A 16,262-nucleotide genomic window follows, 5' to 3' on the forward strand; every position below is an offset into this window, starting at 1 on the left:
GGGCGGCAGCGCAGGTGATCGCGCCGCACCGCCAAGTGTCGCCCGGCCCTGGTAAGAAAGGCGCTGTCCAAATTCCGGCTCGTGGGGAGAAGCAATGGACTTGGGCGGCGTGGTTCCGGCCGTCGGGAGACTGCTGGCTTCCGCTGGTGTCGACGACTGCCAGACGCTCATCGCCCGGGTGGGGCAGCCGCTGGGACGCGTGTTGCGCGGGGGCCAGGAGTTGCCCGGCGACCTGGTCGAGGCGGTGCTGCGTACCGGCGAGCCGGACCTGTTGCAGGAGCTGTACGACAACCCCGACCGGAAGAGTGCCCACCGCGAGCACTGGGACCGATGGTCCGCCGCCGACCGGCCCGTGGTCGCCTGGCTCTGGTACGACCACAGCGACCTCGCGCAGCGTCGCAATATCCTGGCGGCGGCAGACCCGGGGACCCCCGGATGGACCGAGTGGTCCGGCCTGGTCACGCACCTACTCAAGTCAGCCGACATCGAACAGTTGCGTCCCGCCGTGGTATGCCGGTTTCCAGATCTGATCGAGCATGTGCTGCGGACCTGTCACGCCGAACTGAGCCGGGCCGATCAGCTGCGCGCCATCCTCGCACTGCGCGACTGCGGCGTGCTCGGGGCGGCGTTGAGCTGGTTGGAGACGCTCGCCCTGCACCCTGATGCGATCGAGTTGGCCCGGCAGACCGTCACGACCGACGAAGGGGCGACCCGGTTGCGCAGCCTGGTCACCGCGACGCCGGAAAAGGTCCAGGACACCAGCGACCTGGCCGAGGAGCTGCACCAACTCCCCAGCAAGTTGTCGAACCGCGACACCAGGAAACAGGCGGAACAGAAGGTAAGGCGACGCAACCAGTGGGACTGGGAGATTCTGCGGGCGGCACACACGGTCCGGCCGTTCTCGTCCGACTGCCTGGAGTTGCTGGTGACGCACCCCGACTGCCCGGCGAACCTGGCCGCACACTGGTGTGCCGCCCTGCCCCGAGGGCTGGATGTGCTGCTCGGGGCGAGTCACCCGATCCCGTCGACGCCGCCGTCCCCGCTGCTGCGGACCCTGCTGTCCGCGACGACCCTGACCAGGTTGATCGTCGAACGACTCGGCTCGGGACTGGCCGGCACCGATCTGCTGACCGAGTGCCAACCGGCGCGCACCGTGCTCCAGGTGGCGCACGGGCAGCGGGGCCGCTACTCCGACGAGCGGAAACAGGCCGAGTGGGACGCCTTCCGGACGGGGCTCAAGGAGTTGGTGGCGACCCGGCTCGGCGACGACGTCGAGGCGTGGCGGCTGTTGCGTACCCGACTGCCGAGGTTCAACGGCACGGTTACCCGGTTGCTCGACGAGGTGGCCGCGTCGATGGCCAAGCCGGCCCGTCAGGGAAGTCAGCCCGACACCGATCCGGCCGCGGACTGGCCGGACGCCGCCCCCCTGGAGATGTTCTTCGAGCCGCCATCGTTGCAGGTCAACCGGGCCGCGTTCGTGACCCTGCTCGACGCCGCCGCCACCGACACCCAGTGGCGCCTGCTGCCGCACCTCGACGAGCGGACCCGGTACGACCTGCTGGCGCTGGGACAGTGGCGCGAGGAGTGGCTGACCCGGGTGCTGGCCGATGGTGACCCTCGGGTCAGCGTGCCGCTGGCCCGCCGGCCGGAACTTCCCGCCGAGGCGGTCGAGGCGTTGGCCTCGCTCGCCGATCCGGCCACCAATCTCGGGCTGCTGTTCCAGGCGCAGGCGACAGTTCGGCAGCGCCACCAGTTGATCAACGGGATTCCGTTCGCCTCGGGCCGGACCGAACCCGTACCCGTGCACCTGGATGCGCAGAAGATCCTCACCGAGGATCTGGGTACGAAGTACCTGGTTCCGTTGCGATACCACGACGATCCCGAGATCGTGCAGAAGTGCCTGCACAGATACCTGCCATCGCAGAACCGGATGCTGCGGCTGATCATCGACTGGTGGGAGCTGGACGGACACCCGAAGCGAATCTTGGAGCGGCTGCCGAACAGCATCCAGGTGGGGGTGCGCAAACTCGTCACCGAACTGGTCGACGCGCCGGAGGCCGACGAGGCACTGGAACGCTTACGGACTGCCGCATCCGAGACGGAGTCACCGAAGCACGCGGTGCGACGGATGCGTGGGGGTAGCGCGCCCCAGGCCCTGCTGGCCGAGGGATTTCACTGGGACTGGGACTTCCTGGCCCAGGCACATCGGGAAAAACCCTTCGACCCCTACATCCTGCACTCCCTGCGGGCACTGCCCGACTGCCCGGAGTTGCTGCGCGACGCGTCACTACGCGCCAACGCGCACGACATACCGCCTGACCGGACCCCGGCCGAGCAGCGGGCACACAAGGCACTGGCCAGCGGGAAGCCGCCCGCCGAGGTGCTCGCGAAGCAGCCGGTCGCCCCCTGGGTGTCGCACGCCATCGGGTGCCGGAACCTCGCCCCGGTGGACGTACTCCGGTTTGGGCATTCGGCGCGGCAGGTGTTGGCGATCGACCTGGTCGACGACGCGTTCCGTACCGAATTGGCGGCCCTGGTCGACAAGCATCTGGCCGGTCGGCCGGACGCCTGGCTGCTCGCGCTGGCCATGTTGCCGGACTTCGCCGGTACGGTGCCGGAGCTGCTCAGCACCGCCGCCTTGGCCGCCGGGTGAGGGCGAGGGCATGGCGGAGATAGCGACCGGTACGACGATGGCCGAGCAGCGGCGGCCATCCGTCGACCTCACCGATCGGCGGGCCCTGTTGGCCTGCCAGCCGGCCGACCCGGCGGTGTTGGCCGAGGCGCAGCGGTTGAAGGAGACGGCGCTGCTGGACTTCGGGGTCCGGGACAGCGTGGTGACCTCGTGGCTCTACGCCAAGTGCCACCATCACATCCCGACCACGGCGGTGGAGACGGCGGCGGTGGTGGCCACCGGGGACGGCGGCTGTCTGCTGCTCTACAACCCGCAGTTCTTTGTGGACATCGGACTGGCCGGGGTGCGGTTCGTGCTGTTCCACGAGGCCCGGCACCTGATGCACCGCCACCTCTATGCCGAGCCGGAGCTGCGGGCCGACCCGGTGTTCCACCTGGCCGCCGAGGTGAGCATCAACCATGTTGCGATGGTCCGGCTGGCGACCAGTGGCCTGCCGACCCGCGCGGTAGCGGACGGCACCGGGGGCACGGTCCGCGAGCCGGTCGGGGTGGACCCACGCGAGATCCACCGACGGTACGCCGCAGACCTACGCGGTCAGGGCCGCAAGCCGCTGTCGTACGAGGAGTTCGTCGACACCGACCTGGTGGTCTACCGCGAGTTGAAGCGGATGCACATCCCGCTGGTGTTGCCGATGGGTCTCTGCATCCACGCCGACCATGTCGGAGGAGACGGTGGTGAACTGCCCGCCGATGGTGAGACGGTGGGCCGGATCATCGGTGAGGTGCTGGCCGAGGCGATTCGGGCCGCCTTACGGGGCAACCGGGTCGCCCGCGACGAGGTGCTGAACCTCCTCGACCGGTCCGAGGGCGGCAGTGACCGGCTGACCCGGATGTGGGGCACCCTCGGGGCCGCCGCGCTGCGGGGCGAGACGCCACGGACCCGACGGGTCGAGTGGTGGAAACGTTGGCTGGCCGACACCCTGGCGTCCAAGCTCCGCGAGGGGGAGCGGCTGGTCTATCCGAAGAAGCAGGGCGCGGTGCTGCTCGCCCTCGGCCATGATCCGATGCTGTCGCGGCGCGGTCGGGAACGTACCAAGGTGGTGCTGATTGCCCTGGACACCTCCGGTTCGATGTCGAGCGAGGTGGTCGACTGGATCACCAGCCTGGTGGGGCAGACCGATGGGGTGGAGAGCCACTGGCTCAGCTTCGACGGGGTGGTGATGCCGTTCGTGCCCGGCGAACGGGTGTACGGCGGCGGCGGGACCAACTTTCAGAACGTGGTCGACTACGCCGAGGGGCGGCTGACCATCAACGGTGAGCCGTTCGAGGCGCAGCCCGATGCGGTCATCATGGTCACCGACGGCTATGCCCCACGTGTCTCCCCGACCCAGCCGGACCGGTGGATCTGGCTGATCACCGACGGCGGCGACGACTGGCCGGAACACCACAATCCGCCGATGGCCTGCCATCGCGTGACCACCGGCGACCGGTGACCTGGCCCGATCAGGACAACGCGCACAACGCACACAACGCACACAACGAGCACAAGGAGAACGGCGACAGCGTGAGCATCGCGGCACCGGTTCAGCAGAACCCGCTCGACGACTCGGCGGACTCGGCGAAGAAGGGCGCGCGTCGGCCCTGGCGGTCGAACGCGACATATCCGAAGCGACCATCGGGGGCAGAGACCGGGGTACGCCTGGAGCAGTTCATCGACGCGATGATCGCGATGGGGCAGACCGGTCAGGTCTTCGGCGAGCACGGCATCGGCAAGACCTCTACGTTCCTGTCGTACATCCCCGAGCGGTATCCGGACACCCGGGTGATCCTGGTGCCGGCAGCCAACCTGACCCCGGACGACCTGTTGGTGAACGCGCCGGTCCGGGATCCCCGTACCGGTGAGTTGGCGCTCACCCAGCTGATCATGCGACAGCTCGCCCCCGGCCAGCCGTTCGTGTTGCTGATCGACGACTCGTTGCAGGCCGGCGACACCATCCAGTCGCAGCTGATGCAGGTCGCCTGCGACTGGACACTCGGCGAACACGACCTGCGCAAACTCGGCTGCGTCGGGGTCTTCCTCACCGACAACGAGTCGTTGGTCGAGACCAGCGCCCGGCGCAGTGACCTGGCGGTGCTGGACCGGATGGTCACCGTACGACTCACCGCCAACGACACCGGCTGGCGGTTCAAGCTCGCCGAGCGCTACCCCGACTGGGACCTGACCGAGGTGTACCGGATCTGGGCCGCCCTCGTCCCGGAACTGCGGCAGTTGCTGTCGCCCCGCACGCTGCAACACGTGCTGGACTGTGCCCGGGCCGGGCTTCCGCTGGCCTGGGGCCTGCCGCTGGTCAACGGGCATCGGCTGCGCCTGGTCGAGCCCGGCGACCCGGGCAAAGACGACGGCGACCGCAAGAAGAGCCGCAAGGAGCGGGACCGCACCGACGAGGCGCTGGACCGGATCGCCGCCGCGATTGGCTGCGCCAACCCGGACACCGTCCCCGACCCGGTCCGGCGCATCCTGCGCACGGCCATCCGGGAACGCTGGGCGGTGCTGCTCCAGGGCCCGCCCGGCTGCGGCAAGACCGAGATCACCAAGCAGGTGGCCCGGGAGGAGACCGGCCACGCGCCGGTCTACTTCTCCCTACCGGTCACCAACGTCGAGGACCTGTGTGTGCCGATACCCACCCCGGACGGCACCCTGGACACGCTGCTCACCCGGGCCCTGCTCGGCCCGGAGCCGAAAGTGCTGGTCTGGGACGAGTACAACCGTCCCAAGGACAAGGCCACCTTCGCCAAGCTGATGGAGGTCACCCAGGAGTGGTCGCTGGCCGGGCGGCCGATTCCCAACCTGCGGGCTCAGGTGGCGTTGCAGAACCCACCCTACCACCTCGGGCGCAAGCTGCTGGTATCCCGCAACAACGTGGCCCAGGCGAGCCGGTTCACGGTGAGCTACGAGGTACGCCCCGAGGACATTCCAGCCAACGAGTGGCTGATCGCCACGTACGGCGAGATCGCCGAGACGATGCTGGAGTGGTGGAAGGCCGACATCGATGACGAGGGGCGGGACTGGATCACCAAACGCACCCTGGAACGGCTGATCAAACTGCACCGGGCCGGCCAGCCGTTGCAGTCCGGGCTGATCTACCTCGGTGACGGCGAGTACGCCCCGGTGCCGTTGACCAAGCTGGAGGCGCGGCTCACCGAGCAACGGGTCGTCGGGCTGCGGGAGATCACCCGGGACGTGGACGGCTGGGTGGCGCGACTCGCCGTCGCCTCCGAGACCTCCACCGAAGGTACGGACGACACCGACGCCGTACACCAGGTGTTTTCCAACGCCGAGGTGTCCCAGCTGAAGCGGCACCTGGACGTGGTGGCCCGGCTGCTGCGGCACCTGCCACCGAAGCTGCGCGCCACCTACCTGGTCGGGCAGACACCCGAGAAGCAGAAGTTCTGGGTCGCCGCCCTGGCCCGGATGGCCGAGCTACCCCGGGACTGACCCCGTACCTCCGGGGTGGGGGTTTTTCCCGGTCAAATCGGGGAACCGCGCAGCGGTGGACGACCTGGTCTGTGACGCCCGCGAACATGGCCTCGCCGGCGACGGGTCGACCAACGACCAGCCGGCGCTGGCGGCGTTGGTCGACCGGCTCGGCGCGGCCTACGCCGCCGACGGTCGCCCGCGCGTCATCCACTGCCCGGCGGGGGTCTATTCGATCCGGGACGCGGGCACGGTCTGGCGCAGCGGAGTCTCCTTGACCGGGGCCGGTTCCGGGGTGACCCGGTTCGTCCTGTCGAACCCGGGTGCGCCCACCAACCCGACCCCGCTGGCCTTCTTCACCACGGTCCAGCACGGTGCCGGGCGGGACAACCACATCGCCGACTGCACCTTCGCCGGCTTCGAGATCGACGGCTCGGGCGTGACGCTGCCCGCCTACGATGTGCTCGCCAAGGGGCTCGGGCTCCAGTACGTGCTGCGGGGCCGGTTCCGGGACCTCTACATCCACGACACCGCGGCGACCGGTCTCGGCTGCGACTTCCTCCAGGACACCGTGGTCGAGGGCGTGCTGGTGGTGCGCTGTGGCCGGATGGACAACGGAAACCAGATGGGCGGGGCCGGCATCGGCATCGGGGTGGGCGGTTGGGGCCCCATCGAACGACTCACCATCACCGCCTGCACCGCGATCGGCAACGGCACCAATGGGATCTTCCTGGAACTCCAGAAGGACTATTGGACGCCGCCGGGCGGTATCCGGATCGTCGGCTGCCATGCCGAGGGCAACACGTACGGGATCTCCGACTGGGGCACGGATGGACTGATCGTCTCCGCCTGCACCATCACCGGCAACCTCGAAGCCGGGTACGACGTCTCGGCGCACGGCACGGCCGGGGTCGCCGGCCGAGGTGGCATCGTGACCGGCTGCGTCATCGACGGAAACGTGCGCGATGGCGTCAGCATCGGCAACACCCCCGGCCCGTACACCGTGCGGGGCAACCGGGTCAGCAGCAACGGCCGGTACGGCTACCGTGAGCACGACCTGGCCGGTGACGGTGTGCCGGGCAGCGGGATCGTCCTGGACGGCAACGAGATCTGGGGCAACGGGCTGGACGGGGTGCATGTCGACGCCGCCCTCGTCGACGCCACCGTGACCGGTAACCGGATATACAACAACGGTTTCCGATCCGCCCCTGCTGCCTCCGGCGCAGGTGACCCGGTCAGCTACACCCGGATGACGCTGGTGGACCAGAGCGCGAACTGGCGACCGGACAGCCACCGGGGCAAGACGCTGACGGTGGGCGACTGGGGTGGAACCTCGGCCGTTGACGAACGGACCGCGATCGTCACCGGCAATACGGCCACCGAACTCGCCCTCGCCCCGGTCCGACCGGGGGCGACCACGGCGTGGAGTGGTGCACCGCCAGCGCCGGGCACGGCCTATCGCCTGCCGGACGCGCCAACCGAACGGGCCGGCATCATGCTGGCGGCGGCCACCCAGGAAATGACGATCCGGGGTAACCGGATCTGGGACAACCAGGAGGACAAGACCCAGACGTACGGGTTGTGGATCAGGCGGAGCGGTAGCTGCGTATCGGGCACGGTCGAGGGCAACGATCTGCGGGGTAATGCCAGTTCGGCGACCCGGTTCGACACCGCGCCATCCGATGGTCGCTGGGACCGAAACCACGGCCTCGACGACCGATAGGTCCACGTTTCGCGATCTTCGGCTTCACCTCCTCGGACCGAGCCAGCGGGCATTTTTCTCAGCGACCGAGTTGGACACCCAGGTAATGATCAAAAGCCATACGGTTGATGATCACTAGTCGTGATTCACATATCGTCCGGCCGTGCATCGACCACCGACCAGCCAACCATCGGAATCCCCCTTCTCGGCGCTGCCGCAGTACCCGTCGGCACCGACCGGCGACGAGTCCTCGTCGCAGCCGTACCAAGATCGGGCGGACCTGCCCGATCTGGGGGTCAACGGATTCGCGGTGGCCTCCCTGATACTCGGTATCATCGGCGGATTGGTGCTTAGCGTCGTCTTCGGCATCGTTGCGCTGGTGCAGATCCGCCGCCGGCCGTACCGGGGCAAGGGACTGGCGATCGCTGGGCTGGCCGTCTCGGCATCCTGGGTGCTGCTCTTCGCGCTGTTCGCGGCGGCCATCCCCGGGACCGATGTCGATCGGGACGCCGATGGTCAGGTCACCAATGGTGGAACGGTGAGCACCGAGCAACTTCGGCCAGGCGACTGCGTCAATGACCTGAACGAGAACGACTACATGGTTAGCGACTTCCCGGCCGTACCCTGTGCCGAGCCGCATGAGGGCGAGGTCTACGCCGTGGTCCCGCTGCCCGAGGCGGACTGGCCGGGTGAACGCGAGGTCGCCCGGCAGGCGGAACAGAGCTGCTATGTCCTGCTCACCCGCTACGCCACGGCCGTCGACCCCAACCTGCTGGATGTCTTCTACCTCGTTCCTATGGAGCGGGGCTGGATACGGGGAAATCGCGACATCGTCTGCATCGCCACCGACCCGAGCGGAAAACGGACCGGCTCGATCAGGGGTTGACGAGGGAACCTGCCGCACGGGTGTTAGAAAGGGACCCTTCCTCTACAAAAAGCGATAAGAAGGGGCCCTTCCTTGCGAGTGGTGCATGGGGTGTGGCGAGGTGCTGGGCGGCTCGCGCTCTGGGGTGAGGACTCCGCGCTGCCGGCCCGGACACCGCGACGGCCCGGCCGGCCACCCCGGGAACGTCCGCATCCGTTCGCGGCCGACCACGAGGCACTGGCCGGCCTGCTCGGTGACGCGGCCGTGAAGGCGACGACCGGCAGCGTCGTACTCAGTTTGCCCACCCGCGGCGGAACCCCCGCCGACTCGCCGGAGCTGGTCCGGGCCGAGCCGTCCGGTCCGGCTCGCGGGCCGGTCACGCTGGCCGGCTGGCGGGTGCCCACCATCGAGTACGACGCCGACGACGCGCTGCCCATCCTGCGGGTGCTCGGCATCGCCGGTCCGGTCTGCGGGGCAGGCCTGCACCAACTCGTCGAGCTGGCTGAGTTCGCGGTCGACCTGGTGCACCGGGGGCGGACCCTGCCCGGCGTGGCGGTGGACGGTCCGGCCGGGAAACCCCGGGCGATCTGGCGGCCACTGCTGACTGGGGCTGACGCCGCCTGGGCCCGTGCCCTGGCCATGGCGCTGCCGCCGGCCGTTCGGGCCGCCGCGCCGGAGCTGTCGGCCGGGGCGCTGGTCGCCGATGTGCTGGACACCCTCACCGATGCCGCGGCCCGAGCCACCCTCGACGGCGTACGTCTGGTCGACGCCCGCCGGTCCAGCGGCACGGATGCCGCCGTACGGGCCTGGCTGCGTGCGCTGACCGGCCGGCAACGCAGCTTCACCGCCCCGGCCGGTGCGGTGGCCACTCTCGTCGAGGAACTACACGCCTGGCAGCGTGATGCGGCGGGCAGCCCGGTTCGGGCCTGTTTCCGGCTGATCGAACCGATTCCGGAAGAAGTCGAGTTCGAGCTGGAGACGGAAGAGCCGGACGTCGAATTCGAGCCGGATACGGAAGTCGAGCCGGATACGGAAGTCGAGCCGGATACGGAAGTCGAGTTCGCGGCGGATCAGGGGAGCGAACTGGCGACACCTGACGGGTGGCGGGTGGAGTTCGCGTTGCAGTCGGCCGACGAGCCGAGCCTGGTGGTCGGGGCGGACCGGGTGTGGGAGTCGGCCGGCGCGCTCCAGGCGCTGGCCCGACACCTCGACGCACCGCAGGAGACGCTGCTCGCCGAGTTGGGCCGGGCCAGCCGACTCTGGCCGGAGTTGGAGACCGCCCTACGTACCGCCACACCGGATGGGCTGGACCTGGACACCGAGGGGGCGCACCGGTTCCTGCGGGATGGCGCACCCGTGCTGCACGCGGCCGGGTTCGGGGTGTTGTTACCGTCGTGGTGGCAGCGGCCCAACGCGCGCCTGGGTGCCCGACTACAGGCGCAGTCGCGGACCGCCCCGGGCACGGTGGCGTCGCGTAGCGCGCTCGGCCTGAATGCCCTGGTGGACTATCGGTGGGAACTGGCGCTGGGCGACCAGCCGCTGTCGGAGTCGGAGCTGCGGGCCCTGGCCAGCCTTAAGACCCCACTGGTACGACTGCGCGGCCAGTGGGTCGAGCTGGACGCCAAGCGCCTGGCGGCCGGGCTCAAGCTGCTGCGTACCGCCGGGGAGATGACGGTTGGGGAACTGCTGCGCCTCGGCCTGACCGCCCAGGACGATCCGGAGGCGTTGCCGGTGTTGTCGGTCAGCGCGGACGGGGCGCTCGGTGATCTGCTCACCGGCCAGGTTGACCGGCAGCTCGCCCCGGTGGATCCGCCGGCCAGCTTCCAGGGCACGCTGCGGCCGTACCAGCAGCGCGGGCTGGCCTGGCTGACGTTCCTGGAGTCGCTCGGTCTCGGCGGTGTCCTCGCCGACGACATGGGGCTGGGTAAGACGGTGCAGTTGCTCGCCTTGCTGGCCGGGGACGGTCAAATAACCGGCCCGACCCTGCTGGTCTGCCCGATGTCGCTGGTCGGCAACTGGCAGCGGGAGGCGGCCCGGTTCACGCCGGAGTTGCGCGTACACGTGCATCACGGTGCCGATCGGGCCCGGGGCGAGGAGTTCACGGCGGCGGTCCGCGCGGCCGATCTGGTCGTCACCACGTACGCGGTCGCGGCCCGGGACGCCGCCGCGCTCGCCGAGGTCGACTGGCACCGGGTGGTGGTCGACGAGGCGCAGGCGATCAAGAATGCTGCGACCCGGCAGGCCGCCGCGGTCCGGTCGATGCCTGCCCGGCACCGGGTGGCGGTCACCGGTACGCCGGTGGAGAACCGCCTGGCCGACCTGTGGTCGATCATGGAGTTCGCCAACCCGGGGCTGCTCGGGCCGGCGGCGACGTTCAAGAAGCGGTACGCGGAGCCGATCGAACGTCACGGCGACGACGACGCGGCGCAGCGGTTGCGTCGGTTCACCGGCCCGTTCGTGCTGCGCCGGATGAAGACCGACAAGTCGATCATCTCGGACCTGCCGGAGAAGCTGGAGATGGAGGTGCTCTGCAACCTCACCAGCGAGCAGGCGTCGCTCTACCAGGCGGTGGTGGACGACATGCTGCACCGGATCGAGACCAGCGAGGGCATCGAGCGGCGGGGACTGGTGCTGGCCACCATGACCAAGCTCAAACAGGTCTGCAACCATCCGGCCCAGTTGCTGCGGGACGGCTCGACACTGCCCGGCCGCTCCGGCAAGCTGGCCCGGCTGGAGGAGATCCTCGACGAGGTGCTGGCGGCGGGGGAGAAGGCCCTGATCTTCACCCAGTACGCCGAGTTCGGCAACATGCTGCGCGCCCACCTCTCCGCCCGGTTCGGCCATCAGGTGCTCAACGGGCGCGAGGTGCTCTACCTGCACGGCGGGGTCGGCAAGGCGGATCGGGACGCGATGGTGGAACGCTTCCAGCAGGGGGCCGCGCCGCTGTTCGTACTGTCCCTCAAGGCCGGTGGCAGCGGGTTGACGTTGACCGCCGCCAACCACGTGGTGCACGTGGACCGGTGGTGGAACCCGGCGGTGGAGGACCAGGCCACCGACCGGGCGTTCCGGATCGGTCAGCGGCGCGCGGTGCAGGTACGCAAGTTCGTCTGTGCCGGCACGGTGGAGGAGAAGATCTCCGCGATGATCACTGAGAAGCGCGGCCTCGCCGCGAAGATCGTCGGCACCGGGGAGCAGTGGCTCACCGAGTTGTCCACCGCCGAGTTGCGGCAGTTGTTCGCGTTGGAGGCCGGGGCGGTGGTGGAGTGACCGACTATTCCGAGTACGGCCGACCGCAGCGGGTCTCCGGCGGGGTACGGGCCCGCAGTACCCGAGGGGCGATCGGCCAATCCTGGTGGTCCCGCCGGTTCGTGGACGTGCTGGAGTCGTTCGCGCTCGGCACCCGGCTCACCCGGGGCCGGTCGTACGCACGGGCGGGGCAGGTGCTCGACATCGACGTCGCGCCGGGCGTGGTGACCGCCAGGGTGCAGGGGTCTCGACCGAGGCCGTACCGGGTGAGGATCGGGCTGCACCCGTTCCCCGAGCCGGTGTGGCGGCGGATCGAAGAGCTGCTGTCCGCCCAGGCGTTCTACAGCGCCCGGCTGCTCGCCGGTGACCTGCCGCCGGAGCTGGAACAGGTCTTCGCCGAGGCGGGGGCGCCGCTGTTCCCGGCCGGGATCGACGATCTCGACCTGACCTGCAACTGTCCCGACTTCGCCGTACCGTGCAAGCACCTGGCCGCCACGTTCTATCTGCTGGCCGAGGCGTTCGACGCGGATCCGTTCCGGATCCTGCACTGGCGGGGTCGGGACCGGGCCGGGTTGCTGGCCCGGTTACGAAAACTGCGGACCGGCAACGACGAGAGCCCTGCCGCGCCACGCAAGCCGAGGTCGACCGCGGCCGGGGCGGACGGCAAAACAGCGACCGCGACCGCGTCGCCGGGGAGCCCAGCCGCGTTGCAAACTAGCCCAGCCGTGCTGGCTCCGACCGTTGGTGCCGGGCTGGCTCTGGCGGAGCTGCCCGATGTGTCACTCGCGGACTCGGTCGACCGGTTCTGGCTGTCGCCGGTGCCGCTGCCGGCCCGTACCCCGGCTCTTCCGGCCCGAGCGGATCTGCTGCTGCGCCAACTCGGGGCACCCGGCGCGGTGATCGGTGGGCCGGGGCTGACCGAGCGGCTACGCCGGGCGTACGAGTGTTTCGGGGCGGACTGACCCCGACGCCCGGCTATCGGTAGCGGCGGCGGGCCCGCCACATCAGCCCGCCGTTGACCAGGAGCGTCACTCCGCAGATCGCGCCGGCCAGCCCCCCGCCGAGCACGATCAGGGCAGGTAGGGACGCCCAGAGCAGAACGGTCAACAGCAGCAGAATCCGGCCGCGTCGACCACGAGCCCGGTCGTCGAGCCGGGCGAAGAAGTTCGGGTCGGTGGCTCGGAGATGACGGGTGATCTGCTCGAACCGGCGCTGATCCTCTTTGCTGAGCATGCTGGTGGCCTTCCCCTCACGCGTCAACGGTTCGGCGGCATACCCGCTGCGGACCGGACTCACGCAATCTCTGGAGAAGGAGCTGTCCCGAACCGGTTGGTCGGGACAGCTGAAGCTGGGGACAGTGTGGCCACCGGTGCCCACGTGTCGTACGGGTCAGGGGCCGGGGGAGAGCCGGGGTCGGCGAGGCAGCGGCAGCTTCCCGGCGAGTAGCGCCGAGGGTACGGCGGGGTCGACGGCGTGTAGGGCGTTGATCAGGAGCCGCTGGGTGCGGTAGGAGTCGGGCAGTTGCCACCGGACCGCCTCGGGGGGCACCACCCACCGCACCGGGCCCTCGGGTAGCCGGGTCGGGGGCGCGGGGATCCACGAGCCGAGGCCGTGGCGGATCACGTAGAAACACTGGTCCAGTTCGGGCCGTAGCGGGTTTCCGGGGCGAACCAGGAACATCCATCGCCCGGCCGGGGTGACCGCTACCGGGCCGTACCCCCGATCAGGGCGTACGCCGTAGGCGAGGCCGGGGTACGGGCGGGCGGCGTCGAGCACCCGCCGCCCCAGGTACGCGGGAACCTCGATGACGTCGAAGGCGCGTCCGGTGGCCAGGAGCAGGCCGTGGGGCTGGTGTCGCCACCAGGTGGCGACCCGGATCGGGTCGCTGGTGGCTGCCTGTTCCCAGTTCTCCAGGGCGGGGTGGCAGCCGGTGGTACGGCAGTCGGCCCGCCCGCAGACGAAGCGTTGCTGGGCCAGGCAGGCACCAGGGGTCACGTCCCAGCCGTGGGCGGCGTAGCGGACCGCGATCCGGCGCAGCCGTACCCGGTCCAGCGGTGCCAGTTGGACGAATCGTGATCGGACGCTGCCCCACATTTTTCGGATGACCCCCTAGATCAGCATCGGCGATGGTCTGGATGTTGAACGCCGTTACCGGTGGCACCCGACTTCGTTTTTCTGGGCAGGTGACCGGTTGCAACTTGCACGAAAAACTATGAGGTTGATGCCTGGGGCTGACGTACATACTGTGCGACCCGGACAGACCGGAAACACCGAACTAATAGAATTAATGACGCATCGCGCTCGTAATGCTCATATCGCCCGGCTCGGAGTCGCCGGCGAGGTAAGGGGAGGAACCGGACGTGGATGAGGTGCCGATAGGCCGCCGAGTGGCGTACTGGCGAGGGCGCCGCAACATGTCGCAGCAGGTCTTTGCCGATCGCCTCGGCAAGTCGAAGAGCTGGGTCGACAAGGTCGAGCGCGGGGTACGGCGACTGGACAAGTACTCGGTGCTGCACGAGATCGCCGACGTGCTGCGAGTCGACGTCCAACTCCTGCTCGGCAAGGACCTGCAGCGGCGTACCGATGCGCTCAACTGCATCGACCAGGTCGAGGTGGAGGCGATCCGGTTGGCCCTGGAACGGTACGAGGCGCTGCCGGCCTTCTTCGCGCCGCTCGCGGAAGTTCCCCCGCTGGACGATGTACGCAAGTCGGTCCGGCACGCCTGGCTGACCCTCCAGTACGCCCGGTATGGGGTGCTGACCAGGGCACTGCCGAAGCTGCTGTGTGATGCCCAGGCCCTCGACGCCGCGTACCGGGGCGGTGACGACGCCGCCCAGGAGGCGGCCCACCTGCTCGGACAGGTCTACCAGATCGCCTCGTCGACCCTGCGCAAACTGGGGGAGCACGAACTGGCCTGGCTGGCCGCCGACCGGTCCATGGCGGTCTCCCAACGCTCCGGCGACCTGCTGCTGACCGGGGTGGCGACCTGCCGGGTCGGCAACGCCCTGCTCGCGCTCGGCCGCCCCCGTTCGGCGTTGGAGGTGAACGTCAACTTCGCCAGCCAGCTCGCGCCCAACGGCTGTCGGGCGGCCAGCCCGCAACAGCTCTCGGTGTACGGAATGCTGCTGCTCCAGGGGGCCATGGCGGCGGCCCGGATCGGCGACAACGCCAGTGTCCGGGACCTGTTCGTCGGCGCGGAGGAGGCCGCCGGCCTGCTCGGTTCGGATCAGAACCACTACTGGACCAGCTTCGGCCCGACCAATTTACGACTGCACCTGGCTGCCGCCGCCGTCGAACTCGGTGAGGGCGGGCGGGCGGTGGAGACCGATCGGGATATCCTGCCGGACCGGTTCAACGCGTTGCCGCCGGAACGGCGGGCGCATCACCTGCTCGACCTTGCCCGGGGATACGCGCAGATCGGTGACATGGAACAGGCGGGGGCGACCCTGCTCCGGGGTGACCAACTGGCCCCGTCGGAGATCCGCTGCCGGCCGATCGCCCACGAATTGATGTCCGATGTCCTGCGTCGCACACGGGGTGCGCCGGCTCAGCCGATAGCGGAGTTGGCTGAGCACATGGGAGTTGGAATATGACCGGGAGACCGGCCGCATGACCGAACGACGTGAGGTCACCGGCCGGCTCGGTGATGAAGAAGGACAGGTCAACGATGTCAGCAGTTTTCCGCGCGGCGTGCTCTATGTGATCGCGTGTGGCTCGCCCCTGGCCAGGGAGGTCGGTCAGCTGGTCGCGCTCGGCCAGGCGGACGGCTGGGACGTCTGTGTGGTGACCACGCCGGATGGCCGTAAGTTCGTGGACGGGCCGGCGTTGGCCCGGCAGACCGGCCATCCGGTCCGGACGACCTACAAGAACCCCGGCGATCCGGACGTGTTGCCGCCCCCCGACGCGATCATCGTCGGTCCGGCAACGGTGAACACCGTCAACAAGTGGGCCGCCGGGATCACCGACACGCTGGCCCTCGGACTGCTGATCGAGAGCCAGGGCAAGGGGCTGCCGATCGTGGCGATGCCCTTCACCAACGCCGCGATGGCCGGGCACCCGGCCTTCCAGGCCGGGCTGGCCCGGCTGCGTGCCTGGGACGTGACGGTGCTCTTCGGCGACGACATCCTGCCTCCGCACGCACCCGGGACGGGAGAGGCCGTGCTCTCCCGGTTTCCGTGGCACCTAGCCCTGGACGCTCTGCGGGTCCGGGTGCCCGTGGGCAGCGGTCCGGGCTGACCCCGTGCCCGCCCGGACCGGACCGGCACCGGTCCGGGCGCCCAGCCCGCCCCCAGGCAGCCATCAGTGGTGGATACGAGCCCGGATTACCGAGCCAGCGGGACTGA

The 16,262-nt window shown here is 69.5% G+C and carries 11 protein-coding genes; 9 read left to right on the plus strand and 2 right to left on the minus strand.

The features are described from left to right. Window positions 1-94: 94 nt before the first annotated feature. The 7 genes from ACWDV4_RS27925 (at window position 95) to ACWDV4_RS27955 (ending at window position 12,881) form a co-directional block, all read left to right on the plus strand. Entirely contained in the window at window positions 95-2,653 is a 2,559-nt protein-coding gene (locus tag ACWDV4_RS27925; RefSeq protein WP_449984673.1) for a hypothetical protein, read from the plus strand. A gap of 10 nt (window positions 2,654-2,663) precedes the next feature. Then, a complete protein-coding gene (locus tag ACWDV4_RS27930; protein WP_449984675.1) occupies window positions 2,664-4,124 on the plus strand; it encodes a DUF2201 family putative metallopeptidase in 1,461 nt (486 codons plus the stop codon). Then, window positions 4,121-6,127: an AAA family ATPase gene (locus ACWDV4_RS27935; RefSeq protein WP_449984678.1), complete on the plus strand. Its 2,007-nt coding sequence runs from the start codon at window positions 4,121-4,123 to the stop codon at window positions 6,125-6,127. The genes ACWDV4_RS27930 and ACWDV4_RS27935 overlap by 4 nt, the downstream gene beginning before the upstream one ends. A 55-nt stretch (window positions 6,128-6,182) precedes the next feature. After that, a complete protein-coding gene (locus tag ACWDV4_RS27940; RefSeq protein WP_449984680.1) occupies window positions 6,183-7,829 on the plus strand; it encodes a right-handed parallel beta-helix repeat-containing protein in 1,647 nt (548 codons plus the stop codon). Window positions 7,830-7,971: 142 nt separating this feature from the next. Beyond that, the gene (locus ACWDV4_RS27945; RefSeq protein WP_449984683.1) at window positions 7,972-8,694 is read left to right on the plus strand and encodes a DUF4190 domain-containing protein; all 723 of its coding nucleotides are present in this window, start codon (window positions 7,972-7,974) and stop codon (window positions 8,692-8,694) included. A gap of 72 nt (window positions 8,695-8,766) precedes the next feature. Further along, window positions 8,767-11,940, plus strand: a complete 3,174-nt coding sequence (locus ACWDV4_RS27950; protein ID WP_449984686.1) for an SNF2-related protein — start codon at window positions 8,767-8,769, stop codon at window positions 11,938-11,940. Next, window positions 11,937-12,881, plus strand: coding sequence for an SWIM zinc finger family protein (locus tag ACWDV4_RS27955; protein WP_449984688.1), 945 nt, complete (start codon window positions 11,937-11,939; stop codon window positions 12,879-12,881). The genes ACWDV4_RS27950 and ACWDV4_RS27955 overlap by 4 nt, the downstream gene beginning before the upstream one ends. Window positions 12,882-12,894: 13 nt before the next feature. On the opposite strand, the gene ACWDV4_RS27960 is transcribed toward ACWDV4_RS27955, so the two are convergent. Then, window positions 12,895-13,152, minus strand: a complete 258-nt coding sequence (locus ACWDV4_RS27960; protein WP_449984691.1) for a DUF3040 domain-containing protein — start codon at window positions 13,150-13,152, stop codon at window positions 12,895-12,897. Between the two features lie 156 nt (window positions 13,153-13,308). Then, a complete protein-coding gene (locus ACWDV4_RS27965) occupies window positions 13,309-14,022 on the minus strand; it encodes a bifunctional DNA primase/polymerase (protein WP_449984799.1) in 714 nt (237 codons plus the stop codon). 257 nt (window positions 14,023-14,279) lie between these two features. On the opposite strand from ACWDV4_RS27965, the gene ACWDV4_RS27970 reads away from it, so the two are divergent. Both ACWDV4_RS27970 and ACWDV4_RS27975 read left to right on the plus strand, forming a co-directional pair. Continuing rightward, complete coding sequence (locus tag ACWDV4_RS27970) at window positions 14,280-15,512, plus strand: helix-turn-helix domain-containing protein (RefSeq protein WP_449984694.1); 1,233 nt, start codon at window positions 14,280-14,282, stop codon at window positions 15,510-15,512. Between the two features lie 16 nt (window positions 15,513-15,528). Further along, a complete protein-coding gene (locus ACWDV4_RS27975; protein WP_449984696.1) occupies window positions 15,529-16,155 on the plus strand; it encodes a flavoprotein in 627 nt (208 codons plus the stop codon). The last annotated feature ends 107 nt before the right edge of the window (window positions 16,156-16,262 follow it).

It is taken from the genome of Micromonospora sp. NPDC003197, from assembly GCF_053590565.1.

Excerpts from the sequence above, each read along its gene's own strand:
- ACWDV4_RS27925 (WP_449984673.1), top strand. The coding sequence starts at position 95 with ATGGACTTGGGCGGCGTGGTTCCGGCCGTCGGGAGACTGCTGGCTTCC.
- ACWDV4_RS27930 (WP_449984675.1), top strand. The coding sequence starts at position 2,664 with ATGGCGGAGATAGCGACCGGTACGACGATGGCCGAGCAGCGGCGGCCA.
- ACWDV4_RS27960 (WP_449984691.1), bottom strand. The coding sequence starts at position 13,152 with ATGCTCAGCAAAGAGGATCAGCGCCGGTTCGAGCAGATCACCCGTCAT.
- ACWDV4_RS27975 (WP_449984696.1), top strand. The coding sequence starts at position 15,529 with ATGACCGAACGACGTGAGGTCACCGGCCGGCTCGGTGATGAAGAAGGA.